17 protein-coding genes are annotated in these 17418 nt (G+C 72.5%); 14 read left to right on the plus strand and 3 right to left on the minus strand.

Annotation, left to right across the window (positions count from 1 at the left end; translation table 11 throughout):
• Positions 1-2: 2 nt before the first annotated feature.
• The 9 genes from pyrG to KME80_RS09335 all read left to right on the plus strand — a co-directional run bounded on the left by pyrG (position 3) and on the right by KME80_RS09335 (position 9421).
• Entirely contained in the window at positions 3-1667 is a 1665-nt protein-coding gene (pyrG, locus tag KME80_RS09295) for a CTP synthase (protein WP_219502607.1), read from the plus strand.
• Entirely contained in the window at positions 1664-2275 is a 612-nt protein-coding gene (locus tag KME80_RS09300) for an NUDIX domain-containing protein (protein ID WP_219502612.1), read from the plus strand. Before pyrG ends, KME80_RS09300 begins: the two co-directional genes overlap by 4 nt.
• A gap of 17 nt (positions 2276-2292) precedes the next feature.
• On the plus strand, positions 2293-3198 hold the full coding sequence (locus KME80_RS09305; RefSeq protein ID WP_219502615.1) for a site-specific tyrosine recombinase XerD: 906 nt from the start codon (positions 2293-2295) through the stop codon (positions 3196-3198).
• A gap of 116 nt (positions 3199-3314) precedes the next feature.
• On the plus strand, positions 3315-4256 hold the full coding sequence (locus KME80_RS09310) for a ParA family protein (RefSeq protein WP_219502618.1): 942 nt from the start codon (positions 3315-3317) through the stop codon (positions 4254-4256).
• Positions 4253-5062, plus strand: a complete 810-nt coding sequence (locus KME80_RS09315) for a segregation and condensation protein A (protein WP_219502620.1) — start codon at positions 4253-4255, stop codon at positions 5060-5062. Before KME80_RS09310 ends, KME80_RS09315 begins: the two co-directional genes overlap by 4 nt.
• A gap of 244 nt (positions 5063-5306) precedes the next feature.
• Positions 5307-5879: an SMC-Scp complex subunit ScpB gene (gene scpB, locus KME80_RS09320; protein ID WP_219502713.1), complete on the plus strand. Its 573-nt coding sequence runs from the start codon at positions 5307-5309 to the stop codon at positions 5877-5879.
• Positions 5876-7876: a pseudouridine synthase gene (locus KME80_RS52665; RefSeq protein WP_308125678.1), complete on the plus strand. Its 2001-nt coding sequence runs from the start codon at positions 5876-5878 to the stop codon at positions 7874-7876. Before scpB ends, KME80_RS52665 begins: the two co-directional genes overlap by 4 nt.
• A 70-nt stretch (positions 7877-7946) precedes the next feature.
• The gene (aroH, locus tag KME80_RS09330; protein ID WP_219502624.1) at positions 7947-8306 is read left to right on the plus strand and encodes a chorismate mutase; all 360 of its coding nucleotides are present in this window, start codon (positions 7947-7949) and stop codon (positions 8304-8306) included.
• 17 nt (positions 8307-8323) lie between these two features.
• Positions 8324-9421, plus strand: coding sequence for a prephenate dehydrogenase (locus KME80_RS09335; RefSeq protein ID WP_219502627.1), 1098 nt, complete (start codon positions 8324-8326; stop codon positions 9419-9421).
• Positions 9422-9475: 54 nt separating this feature from the next.
• Here KME80_RS09335 and KME80_RS09340 read toward each other — a convergent pair whose 3' ends face one another.
• Together KME80_RS09340 and KME80_RS09345 are read right to left on the minus strand one after the other, a co-directional pair.
• Positions 9476-9670, minus strand: a complete 195-nt coding sequence (locus KME80_RS09340) for a DUF2795 domain-containing protein (protein ID WP_219502631.1) — start codon at positions 9668-9670, stop codon at positions 9476-9478.
• Between the two features lie 20 nt (positions 9671-9690).
• Positions 9691-10545: a glycosyltransferase family 2 protein gene (locus KME80_RS09345; RefSeq protein ID WP_219502634.1), complete on the minus strand. Its 855-nt coding sequence runs from the start codon at positions 10543-10545 to the stop codon at positions 9691-9693.
• A gap of 105 nt (positions 10546-10650) precedes the next feature.
• Between KME80_RS09345 and KME80_RS52670 the strand changes: the two genes are divergently transcribed.
• From KME80_RS52670 to aspS, 5 genes are all read left to right on the plus strand, one after another.
• Positions 10651-11265 (plus strand): TetR/AcrR family transcriptional regulator, encoded by a 615-nt coding sequence (locus KME80_RS52670; RefSeq protein ID WP_219502637.1) that lies wholly within the window; start codon positions 10651-10653, stop codon positions 11263-11265.
• Positions 11265-12623: a carotenoid oxygenase family protein gene (locus KME80_RS09355; protein WP_219502641.1), complete on the plus strand. Its 1359-nt coding sequence runs from the start codon at positions 11265-11267 to the stop codon at positions 12621-12623. The genes KME80_RS52670 and KME80_RS09355 overlap by 1 nt, the downstream gene beginning before the upstream one ends.
• Before the next feature lie 52 nt (positions 12624-12675).
• A complete protein-coding gene (cmk, locus tag KME80_RS09360; protein ID WP_308125679.1) occupies positions 12676-13332 on the plus strand; it encodes a (d)CMP kinase in 657 nt (218 codons plus the stop codon).
• 29 nt (positions 13333-13361) lie between these two features.
• On the plus strand, positions 13362-14756 hold the full coding sequence (gene der, locus KME80_RS09365) for a ribosome biogenesis GTPase Der (RefSeq protein ID WP_219502646.1): 1395 nt from the start codon (positions 13362-13364) through the stop codon (positions 14754-14756).
• A 259-nt stretch (positions 14757-15015) separates the two neighbouring features.
• Positions 15016-16281 (plus strand): aspartate--tRNA(Asn) ligase, encoded by a 1266-nt coding sequence (gene aspS / locus KME80_RS09370; protein WP_219502649.1) that lies wholly within the window; start codon positions 15016-15018, stop codon positions 16279-16281.
• A gap of 43 nt (positions 16282-16324) precedes the next feature.
• On the opposite strand, the gene KME80_RS09375 is transcribed toward aspS, so the two are convergent.
• The coding region (locus KME80_RS09375; RefSeq protein WP_219502652.1) for an MFS transporter at positions 16325-17418 on the minus strand (1094 nt) is incomplete at its 5' end.

The following is a 17418-nucleotide window of genomic DNA, read 5'->3' on the forward strand; positions in this document are numbered from 1 at the left end:
CCTTGCGCAGCGCATCGCAAACCAAGCATCTGTTCGTCACCGGCGGTGTCGCCTCCAGTCTCGGCAAGGGCCTCACCGCCTCCAGCCTGGGCCGTCTGCTCAAGGGCCGCGGGCTCCGGGTCACCATGCAGAAGCTCGACCCGTACCTCAACGTCGACCCCGGCACCATGAACCCGTTCCAGCACGGCGAGGTCTTCGTCACCGACGACGGCGCCGAGACCGACCTCGACGTCGGCCACTACGAGCGCTTCCTCGACACCGACCTGCACGGCTCGGCCAACGTCACCACCGGCCAGGTCTACTCCAACGTCATCGCCAAGGAGCGGCGCGGCGAATACCTCGGCGACACCGTCCAGGTCATCCCGCACATCACCAACGAGATCAAGGACCGCATCCGGGGCATGGCCGGCCCCGACGTCGACGTGGTCATCACCGAGGTGGGCGGCACCGTCGGCGACATCGAGTCGCTGCCGTTCCTCGAGGCCGTCCGCCAGATCCGCCACGAGGTCGGCCGCGACAACGTGTTCTTCCTGCACGTGTCGCTGCTGCCCTACATCGGCCCGTCCGGTGAGCTCAAGACCAAGCCGACCCAACACAGCGTCGCCGCGCTGCGCAGCATCGGCATCCAGCCCGACGCGATCGTGCTGCGCTCCGACCGGCCCGTGCAGACCGCCATCAAGCGCAAGATCAGCCTCATGTGCGACGTCGACGAGGACGCCGTCGTCAGCGCCGTCGACGCCGCCTCCATCTACGACATCCCCAAGGTGCTGCACTCCGAAGGCCTCGACGCGTACGTGGTGCGCCGTCTCGGCCTGCCCTTCCGCGACGTCGACTGGAAGGAGTGGGAGCAGCTCCTGCGCCGCGTGCACCGCCCGGCCAAGGAGGTCACGATCGCGCTCGTCGGCAAGTACATCGACCTGCCCGACGCCTACCTGTCGGTCACCGAGGCGCTGCGCGCCGGCGGCTTCGCCTGCGACGCCCGCGTCAACATCCGCTGGGTCAAGAGCGACGACTGCGAGACCCCCGAGGGCGCCGAGCGTGAGCTCGACGGCGCCGACGGCGTGCTGATCCCCGGCGGGTTCGGCGTGCGCGGCATCGAAGGCAAGATCGGCGCCATCCGCCACGCCCGCGAGAACAAGGTCCCGCTGCTCGGCATCTGCCTCGGCATGCAGGGCATGGTCATCGAGGCCGCCCGCAACATGGCAGGCATCACCGACGCCAACTCCGCCGAGTTCGACCCCGACACCAAGCACCCGGTCATCTCCACCATGGCCGACCAGGAGGACGTCGTCGCCGGCGAGCGCGACATGGGCGGCACCATGCGCCTGGGCAGCTACACCGCCAAGCTCGGCGAGGGCACGCTGGCCCGCCAGCTCTACGGCGGCCGGGCCAAGGCCGACGAGCGCCACCGCCACAGGTACGAGGTCAACAACGCCTACCGCGACAAGCTGGAGAGCGTCGGCCTGGTCTTCTCCGGCCTGTCGCCCGACGGCCGCCTGGTCGAGTACACCGAGCTGCCCGCCGACACGCACCCGTTCTTCATCGGCACCCAGGCCCACCCCGAGTTCCGCTCCCGGCCCACCCGTGCCAACCCGATGTTCAAGGGCCTCGTCAACGCGGCGCTCGCCTACGCCGACAGCCGCGTGAGCGCGAAGGCGGCCAAGTGAGGATCCAGGACACGCCCGAGCGCTGGGACGTTCTCGAAACCAGGAAGCGCTTCTCGGGACACGTCATCGAGGTCGTCACCGACACCGTCCGGATGCCCGGCGACGACCACGCCGACCGCGACTACGTCGTCCACCCGGGCTCCGTCGCGGTCCTCGCCCTGGACGAGCAGAACCGCGTCCTGCTCCTGCGCCAGTACCGCCACCCGACCCGCCACCTGCTCTGGGAGCTGCCCGCCGGGATCCGCGACGTGCCCGGCGAACCCCTGGTCGAAGGGGCCGCCCGCGAGCTCGCCGAGGAGGCCGGCTACCGGGCCGCCACCTGGCACACGCTCGTCGACCTCTACTCCTCGCCCGGCATGTCCGACGAGCGCATCCGCGTCTTCCTCGCCCGCGACCTCACCAAGATCCCGGACGAGGAGAACGGGTTCGTGCACCGCCACGAGGAGATCGGCATGCCGGTCGAATGGGTGCCCCTCGCCGACGCCGTCGAGAAGGCCCTGATGGGAATGATCCACAATTCCCCGGCCGTGGCCGGTATCCTCGCCGCATACACGGCTTCGGTTGAGGGGTTCGGCCTGTTGCGCCCCGCCGACGCGCCCGAGGCCTGACGACCGGAAGGACCATCGTGGAGGCGGTGCTCTCCAGCTACCTCGCCCATTTGGCGGTGGAGCGGGGCCTGGCTGCCAACACGCTCGCCTCCTACCGTCGCGACCTGCGCCGCTACCTGGAACACCTGCGCGCCCGCGGCCTCCTCCGCCTCGACGAGGTGGGGGAGGCCGACGTGCGCGCCTTCCTCGCCGCCCTGCGCGAGGGCGACGGCGACCACCCGGCGCTCGTGGCCAGCTCGGCCGCGCGCGCCGTCTCCGCCGTGCGCGGCCTGCACCGCTTCGCCCTGCGCGAAGGCGTCACCGCCCACGACCCCGCCGACCAGGTACGGCCGCCGCGCCAGCTCCGCCGCCTGCCCAAGGCCATCGCCGTCGACGAGGTCGAACGCCTCATCGCCGCCTCAGGCCCCGACGGCGCCCCCCTCACCCTGCGCAACCGCGCCCTGCTCGAAGTCCTGTACGGCACCGGCGCCCGCATCTCCGAAGCCGTCGGCCTGGCCGTCGACGACCTGGAGGACGACCAGGTACGGCTGCGCGGCAAGGGCGGCCGCACCCGCATCGTCCCCCTCGGCCGCTACGCCCGCGCCGCCCTCGACGCCTACGTCGTGCGCGCCAGGCCCGGCCTGCTCGCCCACGGCCGCGGCACCCCCGCCGTGTTCCTCAACGCCAGAGGCGGCCGGCTGACCCGCCAGGGCGCCTGGGAGGTGCTCCAGGCCGCCGCCGTGCGCGCCGGCCTCGCCGGGATCTCGCCCCACGTGCTGCGCCACTCCTTCGCCACCCACCTGCTCGACGGCGGCGCCGACGTCCGGGTCGTCCAGGAGCTGCTCGGCCACGCCTCCGTCACCACCACCCAGGTCTACACACTCGTCACCGTCGACAAACTTCGCGAGGTCTACGCGGCGGCGCATCCACGGGCCCGCCAGTGATCTATAGTCTTTTGGGTCGTGCGGCACATCGGCGTGCCGCCTTGCCGCGTTAAGTGGTGACGCCATAGTGTCCGTCCGGACGGTCCGGTTCGGGATCGTCAGGGAGGTTCGAGCTGGTGACTGTGAAGACCAACGGTTCGGCCCCGGGGACCCCCGACAACCCCTGGGGAGACACGAAGACCAACGCGCCCTCCACGGGCGTCAACCTGGGCCCGACCCAGCGCCCCCGGCCGGTGTTCCCCGAGCCCGCGCCGCGCGACGTCCACGGCCCGGCCCGCGTGGTCGCCATGGTCAACCAGAAGGGCGGGGTCGGCAAGACCACCACCACCATCAACCTCGGCGCCGCCCTCGTCGAATACGGCCTCAAGGTGCTGCTCGTCGACTTCGACCCGCAGGGCGCCCTGTCCGTCGGCCTCGGCATCAACCCGCTCCAGCTCGACCTCACGGTCTACAACCTGCTGATGGAGCGCAACGTCACCGCCGAGGACGTGCTGCTGGAGACCGGCGTCGAGGGCCTCGACCTGCTGCCCAGCAACATCGACCTGTCCGCGGCCGAGGTCCAGCTCGTCACCGAGGTCGCCCGCGAGCAGGTGCTCGGCCGTGTCATCAAGCCGCTGCTGCCGCACTACGACGTCTGCCTCATCGACTGCCAGCCGTCGCTCGGCCTGCTCACCATCAACGCGCTCACCTGCGCCCAGGGCGTCATGGTGCCGCTGGAGTGCGAGTTCTTCGCGCTGCGCGGCGTCGCCCTGCTCATGGACACCATCACCAAGGTCCAGGAGCGGCTCAACGAGGACCTCGAGATCGAGGGCCTGCTCGCCACCATGTACGACGCCCGTACTCTCCACGGCCGTGAGGTGCTCGCCCGCGTCGTCGAGGCGTTCGGCGACAAGGTGTTCCACACCGTGATCAACCGTACGGTGCGCTTCCCCGACGCCACCGTCGCCGGCGAGCCCATCACCACCTTCGACCCCTCGTCCCTGGGCGCCAACGCCTACCGTGAGCTGGCGCGCGAGGTGCTCTCGCGCTGGCCCGCGGCTGCGACAATGGCCAGGTGACCGAGCAGCAGCAGGGATTCCAGGTCCACCTGGACGTCTTCGAAGGCCCCTTCGATCTGCTCCTCGGCCTGATCGCCAAGCACAAGCTCGACATCACCGAGGTCTCGCTGTCCCAGGTGACCGACGAGTTCATCGCCTACATCCGGTCCCGCGGCCCCGAATGGGACCTCGACCAGACCAGCCACTTCCTGCTCGTCGCCGCCACGCTGCTCGACCTGAAAGCCGCCCGGCTGCTGCCCTCCGGCGAGGTCGAGGACGAGGAGGACCTCGCCCTGCTGGAGGCCCGCGACCTGCTGTTCGCCCGCCTCCTGCAGTACAAGGCGTACAAGGAGGTGGCCAAGGTCTTCGCCGGGCGCATGGCCGACGAGGCGCTCCGCTTCCCCCGCACCGTCCCCCTGGAGCCCCAGTTCGCCAACCTGCTGCCCGAGCTCATCCTCGGCATCGGGCCCGAACAGCTCGCCCGCATCGCCGCCAAGGCTTTCACCCCGAAGCTGCCGCCCACCGTCAGCGTCGGCCACATCTACCAACCACTCGCCAGCGTCCGCGAACAAGCCGCTATCCTGGTCGAGCGGCTGCGCCGCATGCGCAGAGCCACCTTCAGGGCCCTGGTCGCCGACTGCGAGGGCACCTTCGAGGTCATCGCCCGCTTCCTCGCCGTCCTGGAGCTCTTCCGGGAGTCGGCGGTCACCTTCGACCAGCTCGAACCGCTCGGCGACCTGCACGTCACCTGGACGGGCGCCGACGACGGCGACGTCTCGGTGGGGGACGACTACGAGGAGAGCGCGGAGAAAGCAGCAGATGACTGACCACCCCCAGGCCCCCCGCGGCGCCGACCGCATCCCCGCCTGGATGACCCTCCCCGGCGCCCTGACCGACCCCCAACCGGAGCCTCCAGACGCCGGCACGGCGAGCAACGAGACGGCGGAGCCCGGCGCGGCGGTCTCCCCGGACGAGGTGGCCGACCTTCTTCCGGAGGCGGACGGCGTGCCGCCCCTTCCCGGCGCCGGTGCGGCGGGCAGCGGGACGGCGGAGCCCGGCGCGACGCGTACGGTGGGGGAGGCGGCTCAGGGGTCCGGGGAAGGGCCTGGGCTCAAGGCGGCGCTGGAGGCCATCCTGCTCGTCGTCGACGAGCCGGTGGCCGAGGTGACGCTGGCGCAGGTGCTGGAGAGGCCCACGCACGAGGTGGCGGCGGCGCTGCGGGAACTGGCCGAGGAATACACTGCCGCCGGGCGGGGTTTCGATCTGAGAGAGGTCGCGGGCGGCTGGCGTTACTACACGCGCGCCGACTGCGCCGGGCTGGTCGAGCGGTTCGTACGCGACGGCCAGCAAACGCGGCTGACCCAGGCCGCGCTGGAGACTCTCGCGGTCGTGGCCTACCGGCAACCGGTGAGCCGCGCCCGTGTCGCCGCCGTACGCGGCGTCAACAGCGACGGCGTCATGCGGACGCTCGTCGCGAGAGGGCTGGTCGAAGAGGCCGGCACCGACCCGGAGAGCCAAGCGGTGCTCTACCGGACAAGCTCATACTTCCTTGAACGTCTGGGACTGCGGGACATCAGCGAGCTCCCCGAGCTCGCGCCCTTCCTCCCCGACGACGTGGAAAACCTCGAGGAGACGACAAAGTGATCAACAGGCGAAGCACCCCGTCCGGTGAGGGACGCGGTCGAGGACGCGCGGGCGGCTCCGGCCGCGGCGGGCGTCCCGCCTTCCGCTCGGACGACAGCCGCGGCGGACGCCGCGACGACTTCCGTGGCGGTTCCCATCGAGATGGTGAACGCGGCGGCCCCCGCCGCGACGACACCCGCGGCGACGCGCGCCGCGACGACTTCCGCGCCTCCCGCCGAGGCGAGCGCGGCGGCTTCCGCGACGACCGGGGCGGCCGTGACGACCGCGCCGGTTCGCGCGGCGGCGGCGGCTTCCAGGACCGCTCCGGTTCGCGGAGCGGCGGCGGCTATCAGGACCGCGCGGGTTCGCGCGGTGGCGGGTTCCAGGACCGCGCGGGTTCGCGCGGTGGTGGGTTCCGGGACGGTTCCCGTGGCGGGGACTCCCGGGGCCGTGACGACCGGGCCGGCTACCAGGGGGACCGGCGCGCCGGGGCCCCGAGCGGGCGCGGTGACCGTGACAGGTTCCGCGACGGTGAGGGTTTCCGCGGCGACCGGCGCGGGTCCCGCGACGAGCGTGGCGGGTCCCGTGACGAGCGCGGCGGGTTCCGTGATGATCGGGGCGGGTTCCGTTCCGAGGGGCGGGACGAGAGCGCCCGTGACGGGCTGCGCGCCGACCGCGGCGGCTCCCGCGCCCGCTACGGCCGCCCCGCCGCCCGAGACGCCCGCGAGCGTACGGGCTTCGGCGGCGGCGACCGGAACGAAGGCCGCGACCGCTTCGAGAGCCGTGACCGCTCTGAGGGCCGCGACAGGTTCGAGAGCCGCGACCGTGCCGAGGGCCGTGACCGGTTCGAGGGCCGCGACCGCTACCAGGGCGGCGACCGGTATGCCGGGCGTGACCGGTACGAAGGGCGTGAGGGCGCCGGGCGGGGCTCCGGGGAGACCCGTGGGCCGCGCGAGGAGCGCGGCGGGTTCCGGGCCGATCGGAGCGGGCGCAGGGACGACGCGGCGCGCGGCGGATCGCGGGGCCGGTTCGGCCGGCGGGACGACTCCGGGCGCGGCGGGCGTACCTCCGGGCGTGACGGCGTGCAGACCATCGGCGGCGCGCGCCGCGACGGCGGGAGGCGCGACGGCGGGTTCGGCGGCCCAGGCGGTCCCGGCGGCTCAGGCGGCTCAGGCGGCGGCCGGGGCGAGGGCGGGCCGGCGCGCGACCGGTTCAAGACGGCGCGGCAGCCCATGCGCGACCGTGACTTCTTCCCCGACGGCTACACCGACGAGCGCGACACCACCGAGGTGCCGGACGGCGTGCGGCTGCAGAAGGTGCTCGCCCAGGCGGGCGTGGCCAGCCGCAGGGCCTGCGAGGAGATGATCGGCGACGGCCGGGTCACCGTGAACGGCCAGGTGGTGCGCAGGTTCGGGGCCAAGGTGGACCCGGCCACACAGGTGATCCACGTCGACGGCAAGCGCATCCCGACGGCCCCCGACCTGGTCTACTACGCGCTGAACAAGCCGATCGGCGTCGTGTCGACGATGGACGACCCGCAGGGCCGGCCGTGCCTGGCCGACTTCGTGGAGGAGCTGGCGCCGAGGCTGTTCCACGTGGGCAGGCTCGACACCGAGACCGAGGGCCTGCTGCTGCTCACGAACGACGGCGAGCTGGCCAACCGGCTGACGCATCCCAGCTACGGGGTGCAGAAGAAGTACTGGGCGAAGGTGCCCGGGCCGATCCCGCGTGACCTGGGCCGCAGGCTCAAGCAGGGGATCGAGCTGGAGGACGGCCTGGCCAGGGCCGACAGTTTCGCGATCGTGCAGGAGCACGGCCAGCAGGCGCTGGTCGAGGTGGTGCTGCACGAGGGCCGCAAGCACGTGGTGCGCCGCATGCTGGAGGAGGCGGGGCACCGAGTGATCGATCTGGCGCGGATCGAGTTCGGGCCGGTCAAGCTGGGGCGTACGAAGCCGGGCACCGTCAGGGCGCTGTCCCTGAAGGAGGTCGGCGAGCTTTACGCGGCCGTGAAGCTGTAATCTGGCCGCGACGCAGGAGCCCGTGCGACCCTCCGCACGGGCTCTCCCGCTTATCGAAGGGGCGAAGCGCATGGTGCGGGCGATCCGCGGGGCGATCCAGGTGGATGCCAACGACCGTGGCTCGATCATCGAGGCCACGACCGAGTTGGTCACCCAGATCATGGAGCGTAACGAGCTCACCACGGATGACGTGATCAGCGTGCTGTTCACGGCGACGCCCGACCTGACCGCGGAGTTCCCCGCGCTGGCGGCGCGCAAGCTGGGCTTCCACGAGGTGCCGCTGATCTGCACCACGGAGATCGACGTGCCGGGCGCGCTGCCGCGGGTGGTGCGGCTGATGGCGCACGTCGAGACCGACCGGCCGCGTTCGGCCGTCCAGCACGTCTACCTGCGGGGCGCGGTCGCGCTCCGGCAGGACATCGCTCAATAGGATCCCGGGACGACGACATGGCCACCGAACTGCGCACCGTGCTGGTTGTGGGCACCGGTCTCATCGGCACCTCGCTGGCGCTGGCGCTGCGGCGCAAGGACGTGCGGGTGCTGCTCGCCGACCGCGATCCGGGCGCCGTGCGGCTGGCCCGGGAGCTGGGCGCGGGCGAGGAGTGGCAGCCCGGGGGCCAGGATGACGGGCCGGCGGCGGATCTCGCGGTGATCGCGGTGCCGCCGGGCCAGGTGGCGGCCGAGCTGCTGGAGCTGCAGAAGCGCGGCGTGGCCCGCTTCTACACCGACGTGGCCAGCGTCAAGGCGGAGCCGATCGAGCAGGCGGCGCGGCTGGGCTGCGACCTGGCGGCCTACGTGGCCTCGCACCCGCTGGCCGGGCGCGAGCGGTCGGGGCCGGGGGCGGCGCGCGCCGACCTGTTCCTGGGCCGCCCGTGGGCCTACTGTCCCACCGGCGAGGCGTCGGGCGAGGCGGTCGCGGCGGTGCTGCGGCTGATCGAGCTGTGCGGCGCCAACCCGGTCGAGGTGGACGCCGCCGACCATGACCGGGCGGTGGCGGTCGTCTCGCACGCGCCGCACGTGGCCGCCTCGGCGGTGGCCGCCCGGCTGGCCGACGCCTCCGACGTGGCGCTCGGGCTGGCGGGGCAGGGCGTGCGTGACGTGACACGGATCGCGGGCGGCGATCCCGGGCTGTGGCTGGGCATCCTGTCGGGCAACGCGGCCCCGGTGGCCGAGGTGCTGGAGGCGGTCTCGCGTGACCTGGCCGACGCCGCGTCGGCGCTGCGCGCGCTGGCCGAGGGTGACGGCACGGCGGGCGGCGAGGTGACCCAGCTGCTCAAGCGCGGCGTGGCCGGTCACGGCCGCATCCCGGGCAAGCACGGCGGCCCGGCGCCGGCGTACGTGGTGGTCCAGGTCGTCATCGGCGACCGTCCGGGCCAGCTGGCCCGGCTCTTCCAGGTGTGCGACGAGGTCGGCGTCAACGTCGAGGACGTCCGCCTGGAGCACGCGCCCGGCCTGCCGCTGGGTGTGGCCGAGCTGTCGGTGCAGCCCGACTCGGCGGCCCGGCTGAGCCAGGCGCTGGTCGAGCGCGGCTGGCAGGTGCCCTAGATCGCCGAAGGGCCCCGGTGGACGTCCACCGGGACCCTCCGAAGCGCCGACGGGTCAGCGCTGGGTGACCGCCTGGCTCACGGCGTTGGGGCCGTCGTACTGGCGGTCGGGCATGGCTTCCAGCGCCTTCAGCGTGGCCTGGTCGGCCCCCTGGCGGCGGGCGGCGGCGATCAGGTCGGCCTTGGTGGCCGGGTAGTCGACGCCCTTGAGGTGCTTCTGGAGCTGGATCGGATTCGATGCAGTAGTCATGACTCTGTGTTACCCGACTGTCACGATTTGTAACCATTGTCCAGAAGGCGGCGGGCGCGTTCCACTTCGGGCGGCAGTTCCCGGCGCTGCGCCAGGGCCCGCCGCAGCCGGGGGAGCGCCGTACGCAGGCCGTGCCAGCCGCGCGGGCCGCGGCGTACGGCGTCGAGCGAGAGCAGCGCCACGACGCGCCAGGGGCGGCGCAGGACGGCGGTGAGGACGGCGTTGCGCACGGCCAGCGACTGGCGGCCGGCCGGGTCGCGGGGCGGCGCGGGGTGGTGGTGGGCCACCACGTCGTCGGCGTAGGCCAGCCCCCAGCCGCGCGCGGCCAGGTCCACCGCCAGGCGCTCCTCCTCGCCGAAGAAGAAGACGACGTCGTCGAACCCGCCCGCCTCCAGGAACGCCTCCCTGCGCACCACCGCCCCGCAGGCCAGGAAGCCCAGCACGCTCGGCCCCGGCAGGTCGGCGTCGACGCCGAGCGGGGAGTCGCGCATCAGCTCGCTGACCGGGTCGAGCCGTTCCTCGGGGCCCACCAGCACCCGCGCGCCGAGCAGGGCCAGCCGCGGATGGGCGTCGAACAGGTCGGCGGCCCGTTCCAGCGCGCCTCCGGCCCACCAGGAGTCGTCGTCGGCGAAGGCCACGTACGGCGTCTCGGCCAGCTTGACGCCGATGTTCCTGGCGGGCGCGCCGAGGTTGCGGCCGGCCTCGACCACGCGCACGTGCGGGAAGTGGCGCCGGACGAAGCCGGGAGTGCCGTCGGTGGAGCCGTTGTCGACGAGGATCACCGGCCCCGGATGGCGGGGGAGCGAGCGTTGCAGCGCGCGCAGCCGGTTCATCGTGGCCACGACGACCGTCACCCGGCTGGAGTTGTCCGTCACACGGCCTCACCTTTCCGGTGAGGACCGGCTTACTCGCGTTGACGCCGGGCGGCGGGTGCGATAGAAAGGCGGTAACAGTGTTACCACGCAGAAACGGTGTTACCAGTGACCGTGTACCAGCAGGCCCAGCGCGAAGGCCAGGACGTCGTCCGGGCCGCCATCCTCGACACCGCGACCCACCTCCTGGTGACCGAGGGCCCCGCCGCGCTGACCGTGCGCCGGATCTCCGGCGAGGCGGGCTGCTCCACGAAAGTGATCTACACGCTCTTCGGCGGCAAGGACGGCCTGGCCGAGGCGCTCTGGCTGGAGGGATTCGCCCGGTTCGAGCAGCGGCTGCTCTCGGTTCCCGGCGACGGCCCTCTGGAGCGCCTGCAGGCCGGGATCACCGCCTACCGGGCGTACGCGCTGGACCAGCCCGACTACTACCGGGCCATGTTCATGGGCGCGCTGTCCCGGTTCGAGCCCGGCGCCGACGCGGCACACGCGGCGCGCCGGACCTTCGACCTGCTCGTGACCTGGGTCCAGCAGTGCCTCGACACCGGCCTGCTGCGCGGCCCCGCCGCCGTGGAGATCTCCGACGTGCTCTGGATGGCCATGCACGGCGCCGTGAGCCTGGAGATCTCCGGTTACTTCGAGCCGGAGGAGGCCGAGGCGCGCTACCGGCTCCTCTGCGCCTCGGTGCTCCACCCCTTCCTGACCCACGACGAGAGGACCACCTGATGGACACCCCGTACCGGGGCGGATTCACGCCCGCGACCGAGGAGATCACCGCCTACGACCTGCCGGTCACCGGCCGGATCCCGGCCGAGCTCAACGGCCGCTACCTGCGCAACGGGCCCAACCCGCTCGGCCTCGACGACCCCGGCGCCTCCCACCTGTTCCTCGGCGCGGGCATGGTGCACGGCGTGCGGCTGCGCGACGGCCGCGCCGAGTGGTACCGCAACCGGTGGGTCCGCAGCGTCGACGTCGCCGGGCGGCTCGGCGAACAGCCCAGGTCCGCGCTGTCGCACGCCGGCCTGGACTTCTCGCCCAACACCCACGTGATCGGCGTGGCCGGGCGCACGTACGCGACGATGGAGGCCGGCACGCTGCCGTACGAGCTGGACTACGAGCTCGAGACGCTCGGCCCGGTCGACTTCGACGGCGGCCTGCCCGGCGGTTACGCCGCCCACACCCACCTCGACCCGGTCACCGGCGAGCTGCACGCGGTGGCGTACTCCGTCAACTGGGACCACAACCAGCACATCGTGCTCGACGCCAAGGGCACGGTGATCCACACGCGCGACATCCAGCTCGCCGACAAGCCGATGATGCACGACTTCGCGCTCACCGCGCGCTACGTCGTCCTGTACGACCTGCCGGTGACGTTCAGCATGGCCCACGCCGAGCAGGGCGCGCCGATGCCGTACGCGTGGAACGACGACCACCCCTCCCGCGTCGGCCTGATGTCGCGCGCGACCGGCGAGATCCGCTGGGTGGAGATCGAGCCGTGCTGGGTCTTCCACACCCTCAACGCCTACGACGACGGCGACCAGGTCGTCGTCGACGTGGTCAGCTACCCCAAGCGGTTCGTCGACGCCCGCCTCGACCGCGGCGGCGAGCCGACGCTCGACCGGTGGCGGATCGACCCGGCGTCCGGCCGGGTGAGCCGGACCCGGCTGGACGAGCGGGCCCAGGAGTTCCCCCGCATGGACGAGCGGCGCACCGGCCTGCCCTACCGCTACGGCTACACCGCCGCCACCCACGACCTGACGGACGTCCTCTACCCCGGCGACGCCGAGATGGAGGACCTGCCCGACGAGGCGTTCGACAACACGCTCGTCAAGCACGACCTCAGGAGCGGCACCCAGGAGCGGCGGCAGTTCGGCCGCGGCGCGTACGTGGGCGAGCCGGTGTTCGTCGCCGCCGGCGAGGCCGAGGACGACGGGTACGTGCTCTCCTACGTCAACAACCCCGACCGGGGCGCCGCCGACCTGGTGATCCTCCCGGCGCAGGACTTCACCGGCGAACCCGTCGCCGTCGTCCACCTGCCCGCCCGGGTGCCGCTCGGCTTCCATGGGAGCTGGGTCGCCGACTGACGGGAGGCGGTAGCCTCTTCAGGTTGGGTAAAGAAGCTGAAGAGGGAGAGTCGTGACCGGTCTGGTCGTCGCCATGGACGGCCCTTCGGGGTCGGGCAAGTCGAGCGCGTCGCGCGGAGTCGCCCGCGCGCTGGGTCTGCGCTACCTGGACACCGGCGCCCAATACCGGGCCATGACCTGGTGGATGCTCAAGCAGGGCGTCGACCTCACCGACCCGGAGGCCGTCGCGGCGCGCTGCGGCGAGGCCGAGATCGTCTCCGGCACCGACCCCGACGCCCCGTCCATCCACGTCGGCGGCACGGACGTGTCCGGGCCGATCCGCGAGGACGAGGTGACCGGCGCGGTGTCCGCCGTGGCGGCGGTCCCCGAGGTGCGCGCCCGGCTGGTCGCGCTCCAGCGGGAGATCATCGGCGCCGGGGGCATCGTGGTCGAGGGCCGCGACATCGGCACCGTCGTCGCCCCCACCGCCCCCGTCAAGATCTTCCTGACGGCCAGCGCCGAGGCCCGCGCCCTGCGGCGCTCCGCGGAGCTGGCCGGCACCACGGCCGAGGCGCAGGTCGCGGCCATGGCCAGGCGTGACACCCTGGACTCGACACGCAAGACCGATCCACTCTCGATGGCGGCTGGCGCCGTCGAGCTCGACACCACCGCGCTGAACCTCGAGGAGGTCATCGCGGAGGTGCTGAGACTGGTCAAGGAGCGCACCTGAGGGTGCGGGACTCATAAAGGACGAACACTGTGTCAACGGGGGATTGGGTCGAGGCAGACCTCGACGATCTCGAAGTATCCGACGAGCAGGCCGACAGTGGCCCGCTCCCGGTCGTGGCCATCGTCGGCCGCCCCAACGTGGGTAAGTCGACGCTGGTCAACCGGGTCATCGGCCGCCGTGAGGCGGTCGTCGAAGACGTGCCGGGCGTGACCCGTGACCGCGTCACCTACGAGGCCAACTGGCGTGGCCGCCGCTTCACCGTCGTCGACACCGGCGGCTGGGACCCCGACGCCACCGGCATGAACCTGCGCATCGCCGAGCAGGCGCAGGTCGCCGTCGAGCTGGCCGACGTCATCGTGTTCGTGGTCGACGCGAGCGTGGGCGCCACCGACGCCGACGAGATCGTCGGCTCGGTGCTGCGGCAGTCCGGCAAACCGGTCATCCTGGCCGCCAACAAGGTCGACAACCAGCAGCTCGAGCTGGAGGCCGCGGCCCTGTGGTCGCTCGGCCTGGGCGAGCCCTACCCGGTCTCCGCCCTGCACGGCCGCTCCAGCGGTGACCTGCTCGACGTCGTGCTCGACGCGCTCCCCGAGACGCCCGCCGTCACGTTCGGCGAGCAGCGCGGCCCCTACCGGGTGGCGCTGCTCGGCAAGCCCAACGTCGGCAAGTCCTCGCTGCTCAACAAGCTCGCGGGCGAGGAGCGGGTGCTCGTCGACCCGATGGCCGGCACCACCCGCGACCCGGTCGACGAGCTGATCGAGCTCGGCGGGCGCACCTGGCGCTTCGTCGACACCGCCGGCATCCGGCGGCGCGACCGCGAGCTGCAGGGCGCCGACTTCTACGCCGCCATGCGCACCAGGGCGGCGCTGGAGCGCTCGGAGGTGGCGATCGTGCTCATCGACGCCAGCGAGCCGCTCACCGAGCAGGACCTGCGCATCATCACCCTGGTCATCGAGTCCGGCCGCGCCATGGTCGTCGCCTTCAACAAGTGGGACCTGGTCGACGAGGACCGCCGCTACTACCTGGAGAAGGAGATCGACCGCCAGCTCGTCCGCACCCCGTGGGCGCTGCGCGTCAACATCTCCGCCAAGACCGGCCGCCACATGGACCGGCTCGTCCCGGCCCTGGAGAAGGCGCTCGACTCCTGGTCCACCCGGGTGCCCACGTCCAGGCTGAACGCGTTCCTCACCGAGCTGATCCAGCAGACGCCGCCCCCCGTGCGCGGCGGCAAGCAGCCGAAGATCCTGTTCGCCACCCAGGCGTCCATCGAGCCGCCCAAGTTCGTGCTGTTCACCTCGGGCTGGCTGGAGGACACCTACCGCCGCTTCATCGAGCGGCGCATCCGCGAGGAGTTCGGCTTCGCCGGATCGCCCATCGAGGTCACGATGAAGATCCGCGAGAAGCGCCAGAAGAAGGACCGCTGATACGATGCGGGACAACGCGTAGACGGAGACGAGTAACCGGGGCCCGCGCGGGCCGAGAGAGCCGCCGGTCGCTGTGAAGGCGGCCCCGCGCCCCCCGGTGAAGACACTCCCGAGTGCGAGGAGGAAATGCCTCGCCGGCCTGACCCCCGTCATCGGGTCCTGGAGGCCGCCCCTCGCGGGCGGTGAAAGTGCGGTGGCACCGGGAGCTCCCTTCTCCCCCGCACTCCCAAGGGGTCACGCATATCCGCAAGGAGTTGTGATGATCTCTCGTGTCCTGTCCGCCGAGCTCGCCGAGTTCGCCGGACGACGAGTGACGATCGCCGGCTGGGTCCATCGCCGCCGGCAACTGAAATCCGTGTCCTTCCTCATCGTCAGGGACCGCGCCGGGCTCGCCCAGGCGGTCTTCCACGACACCGCCCTGCCCGGCGAGGAGAGCGTCGTCGAGGTCACCGGGACCGTGACGGCCAGCGAGCAGGCGCCAGGCGGCGTCGAACTCACCGAGGCCCAGGTGCGCGTGCTGACCGAGCCGGTCCAGGCGCCGCCGTTCGACCTCTACCGGCCGTCGATCCCCGCCGCGCTGCCGACGGTGCTCGACCACGCCCCCGCCGCGCTGCGACACCCGGCGCTGCGCGCGCCCCTGGAGATCTCCGCCGCGTCCGTCGCCGGGTTCCGCGGCACGCTCGACCGGCTCGGCTTCACCGAGATCCACACGCCCAAGATCGTCGCCTCGGCCACCGAGTCCGGCGCGAACGTCTTCGGCATCGGCTACTTCGGCCGGCCCGCCTACCTCGCCCAGTCGCCCCAGTTCTACAAGCAGGCGATGGTCGGCGTGTTCGAGCGGGTCTACGAGGTGGGGCCCGTGTTCCGCGCCGAACCGCACGACACCGTCCGCCACCTCGCCCAGTACACCAGCCTGGACGCCGAGCTCGGCTTCGTGCGCGACCACCGCGACGTGATGGCGGTCCTGCGCGAAGCCCTGGCGGGCATGCTCGACTCCGTACGGGACCGCGCCCCCGCCGCCGTCGCCACGCTCGGCGCCCGGCTGCCCGACGTGCCGCAGGAGATCCCCGCCATCCACTTCACCGAGGCGCAGCGCATGACCGGCGAGGACGAACCCGACCTGTCACCCGCCCAGGAACGGTGGCTGTCGGAATGGGCGCTCGCCGAGCACGGGTCCGAATTCCTGTACGTGACCGGCTACCCGATGGCCAAACGGCCCTTCTACACCCATCCCGACCCTGACCGGCCCGGCTACTCCAACGGCTTCGACCTGCTCTTCAGAGGGCTGGAGCTGGTGACCGGAGGACAGCGGCTGCACCGGCACCAGGACTACCTGGACGCCCTCGCCGCCCGGGGCGAGGACACCGGCCCGTACGAGGGCTACCTCCAGGCGTTCGCGTACGGGATGCCGCCGCACGGCGGGTTCGCGATCGGGCTGGAACGCTGGACCGCCCGGCTCACCGGCGCCGCCAACATCCGGCAGGTCACCGCGTTCCCGCGCGACCTGCACCGCCTCACGCCGTGACTCCGCGATGACTCCGCGGTGACCCGCCCCTGCTGGGGGCGGGTCACCCCTTCCTGGGCATGAGCAGCGCCACCGCCGCGCCCGCCAGGCAGATGAACGCCGTCACCAGGAACATCTCCGTGTACTCGACATGCAGCGCCGCCTCCACCCGCGCCGTGTACGCCTCCAGCCGCTCGGCGTAGACCGCCGCGTCGACGCCGAACGGCAGCGGCGTGTCCAGATGCGCCGTGAGCGACTGGAACCGGTAGAAACCCCACGCGGACACGGCGGCGATGCCGATGAGCATGCCCATCATCCGCGCCACCACGACCGCCGACGAGGCCACCCCGTGCTGGCGCGGCGGCGTCAGCCGCAGCACCGCCGCCGACACCGGCGCGATCACCAGGCCCACCCCCAGCCCCGCCACCACCAGCGTGCCGTCCACCATCGCCCGCGCCTCCGCCAGCTCCAGCGGCCACCGGCTCATCAGCGCATAACCGGCCGCCGCCACCAGCAGCCCGCCCACGGTCACCAGCCGATCGCCCAACCGGCGCGCCAGCAACCCGCCCAGCAGCGCGCCCACCGGCAGCGCGATCAGGAACCGGCCCAGCACCAGCGCCCCGTCCAGCGCGTCCAGCCCCAGCAGCGTCTGCGCCGTGAACTGCACGAACACCATCGTCACCAGGAGCGCCGCGCCCGTCAGGAAGCTCACCGCCAGCGTCGCCAGCAGCGGGCCCTTGCGCACCCGCGACAGGTCCAGCAGGCGCACCGGGGAGCGGATCTCCCACCACACGAACGCCGACCCCGCCACCAGGCCCGCCCCGATCACAGGCAGGCCCCACGGCGGCAGGACGGCATGGGCGGGATCCGGGTTGTACAGACCCACCACGAGCAACGCCAGCGCCAGCGCCAGCAACCCGCCCCCGACCAGATCCACCGCCTCCGCCTGAGAACCCTTGGCCCCGGCCTGCTCCACAGCCTCTTCGACGGAACCCCGCCCCTCCAGGGAACGCGCGCCCTCGGCGGGGGCGTGCGCGTCGGAGGATCGGGTGCTCTCCGCGGCGGCGTGCCCTCCCGATGGGACGGTTTGCGCGGGCTCGGGGAGCCCCTCCGTGGGGGTGAGGGTGGGGGCTTCGGGGGAGGGGGGTAGGGGTTTGG

This window comes from Nonomuraea ceibae (assembly GCF_019396325.1).
GTDB lineage: Bacteria > Actinomycetota > Actinomycetes > Streptosporangiales > Streptosporangiaceae > Nonomuraea > Nonomuraea ceibae.

Coding starts and splice junctions, on each gene's coding strand:
- aroH (WP_219502624.1), top strand. CDS start 7,947: ATGGTGCGGGCGATCCGCGGGGCGATCCAGGTGGATGCCAACGACCGT.
- KME80_RS09335 (WP_219502627.1), top strand. CDS start 8,324: ATGGCCACCGAACTGCGCACCGTGCTGGTTGTGGGCACCGGTCTCATC.
- KME80_RS09340 (WP_219502631.1), bottom strand. CDS start 9,670: ATGACTACTGCATCGAATCCGATCCAGCTCCAGAAGCACCTCAAGGGC.
- KME80_RS09355 (WP_219502641.1), top strand. CDS start 11,265: ATGGACACCCCGTACCGGGGCGGATTCACGCCCGCGACCGAGGAGATC.
- aspS (WP_219502649.1), top strand. CDS start 15,016: ATGATCTCTCGTGTCCTGTCCGCCGAGCTCGCCGAGTTCGCCGGACGA.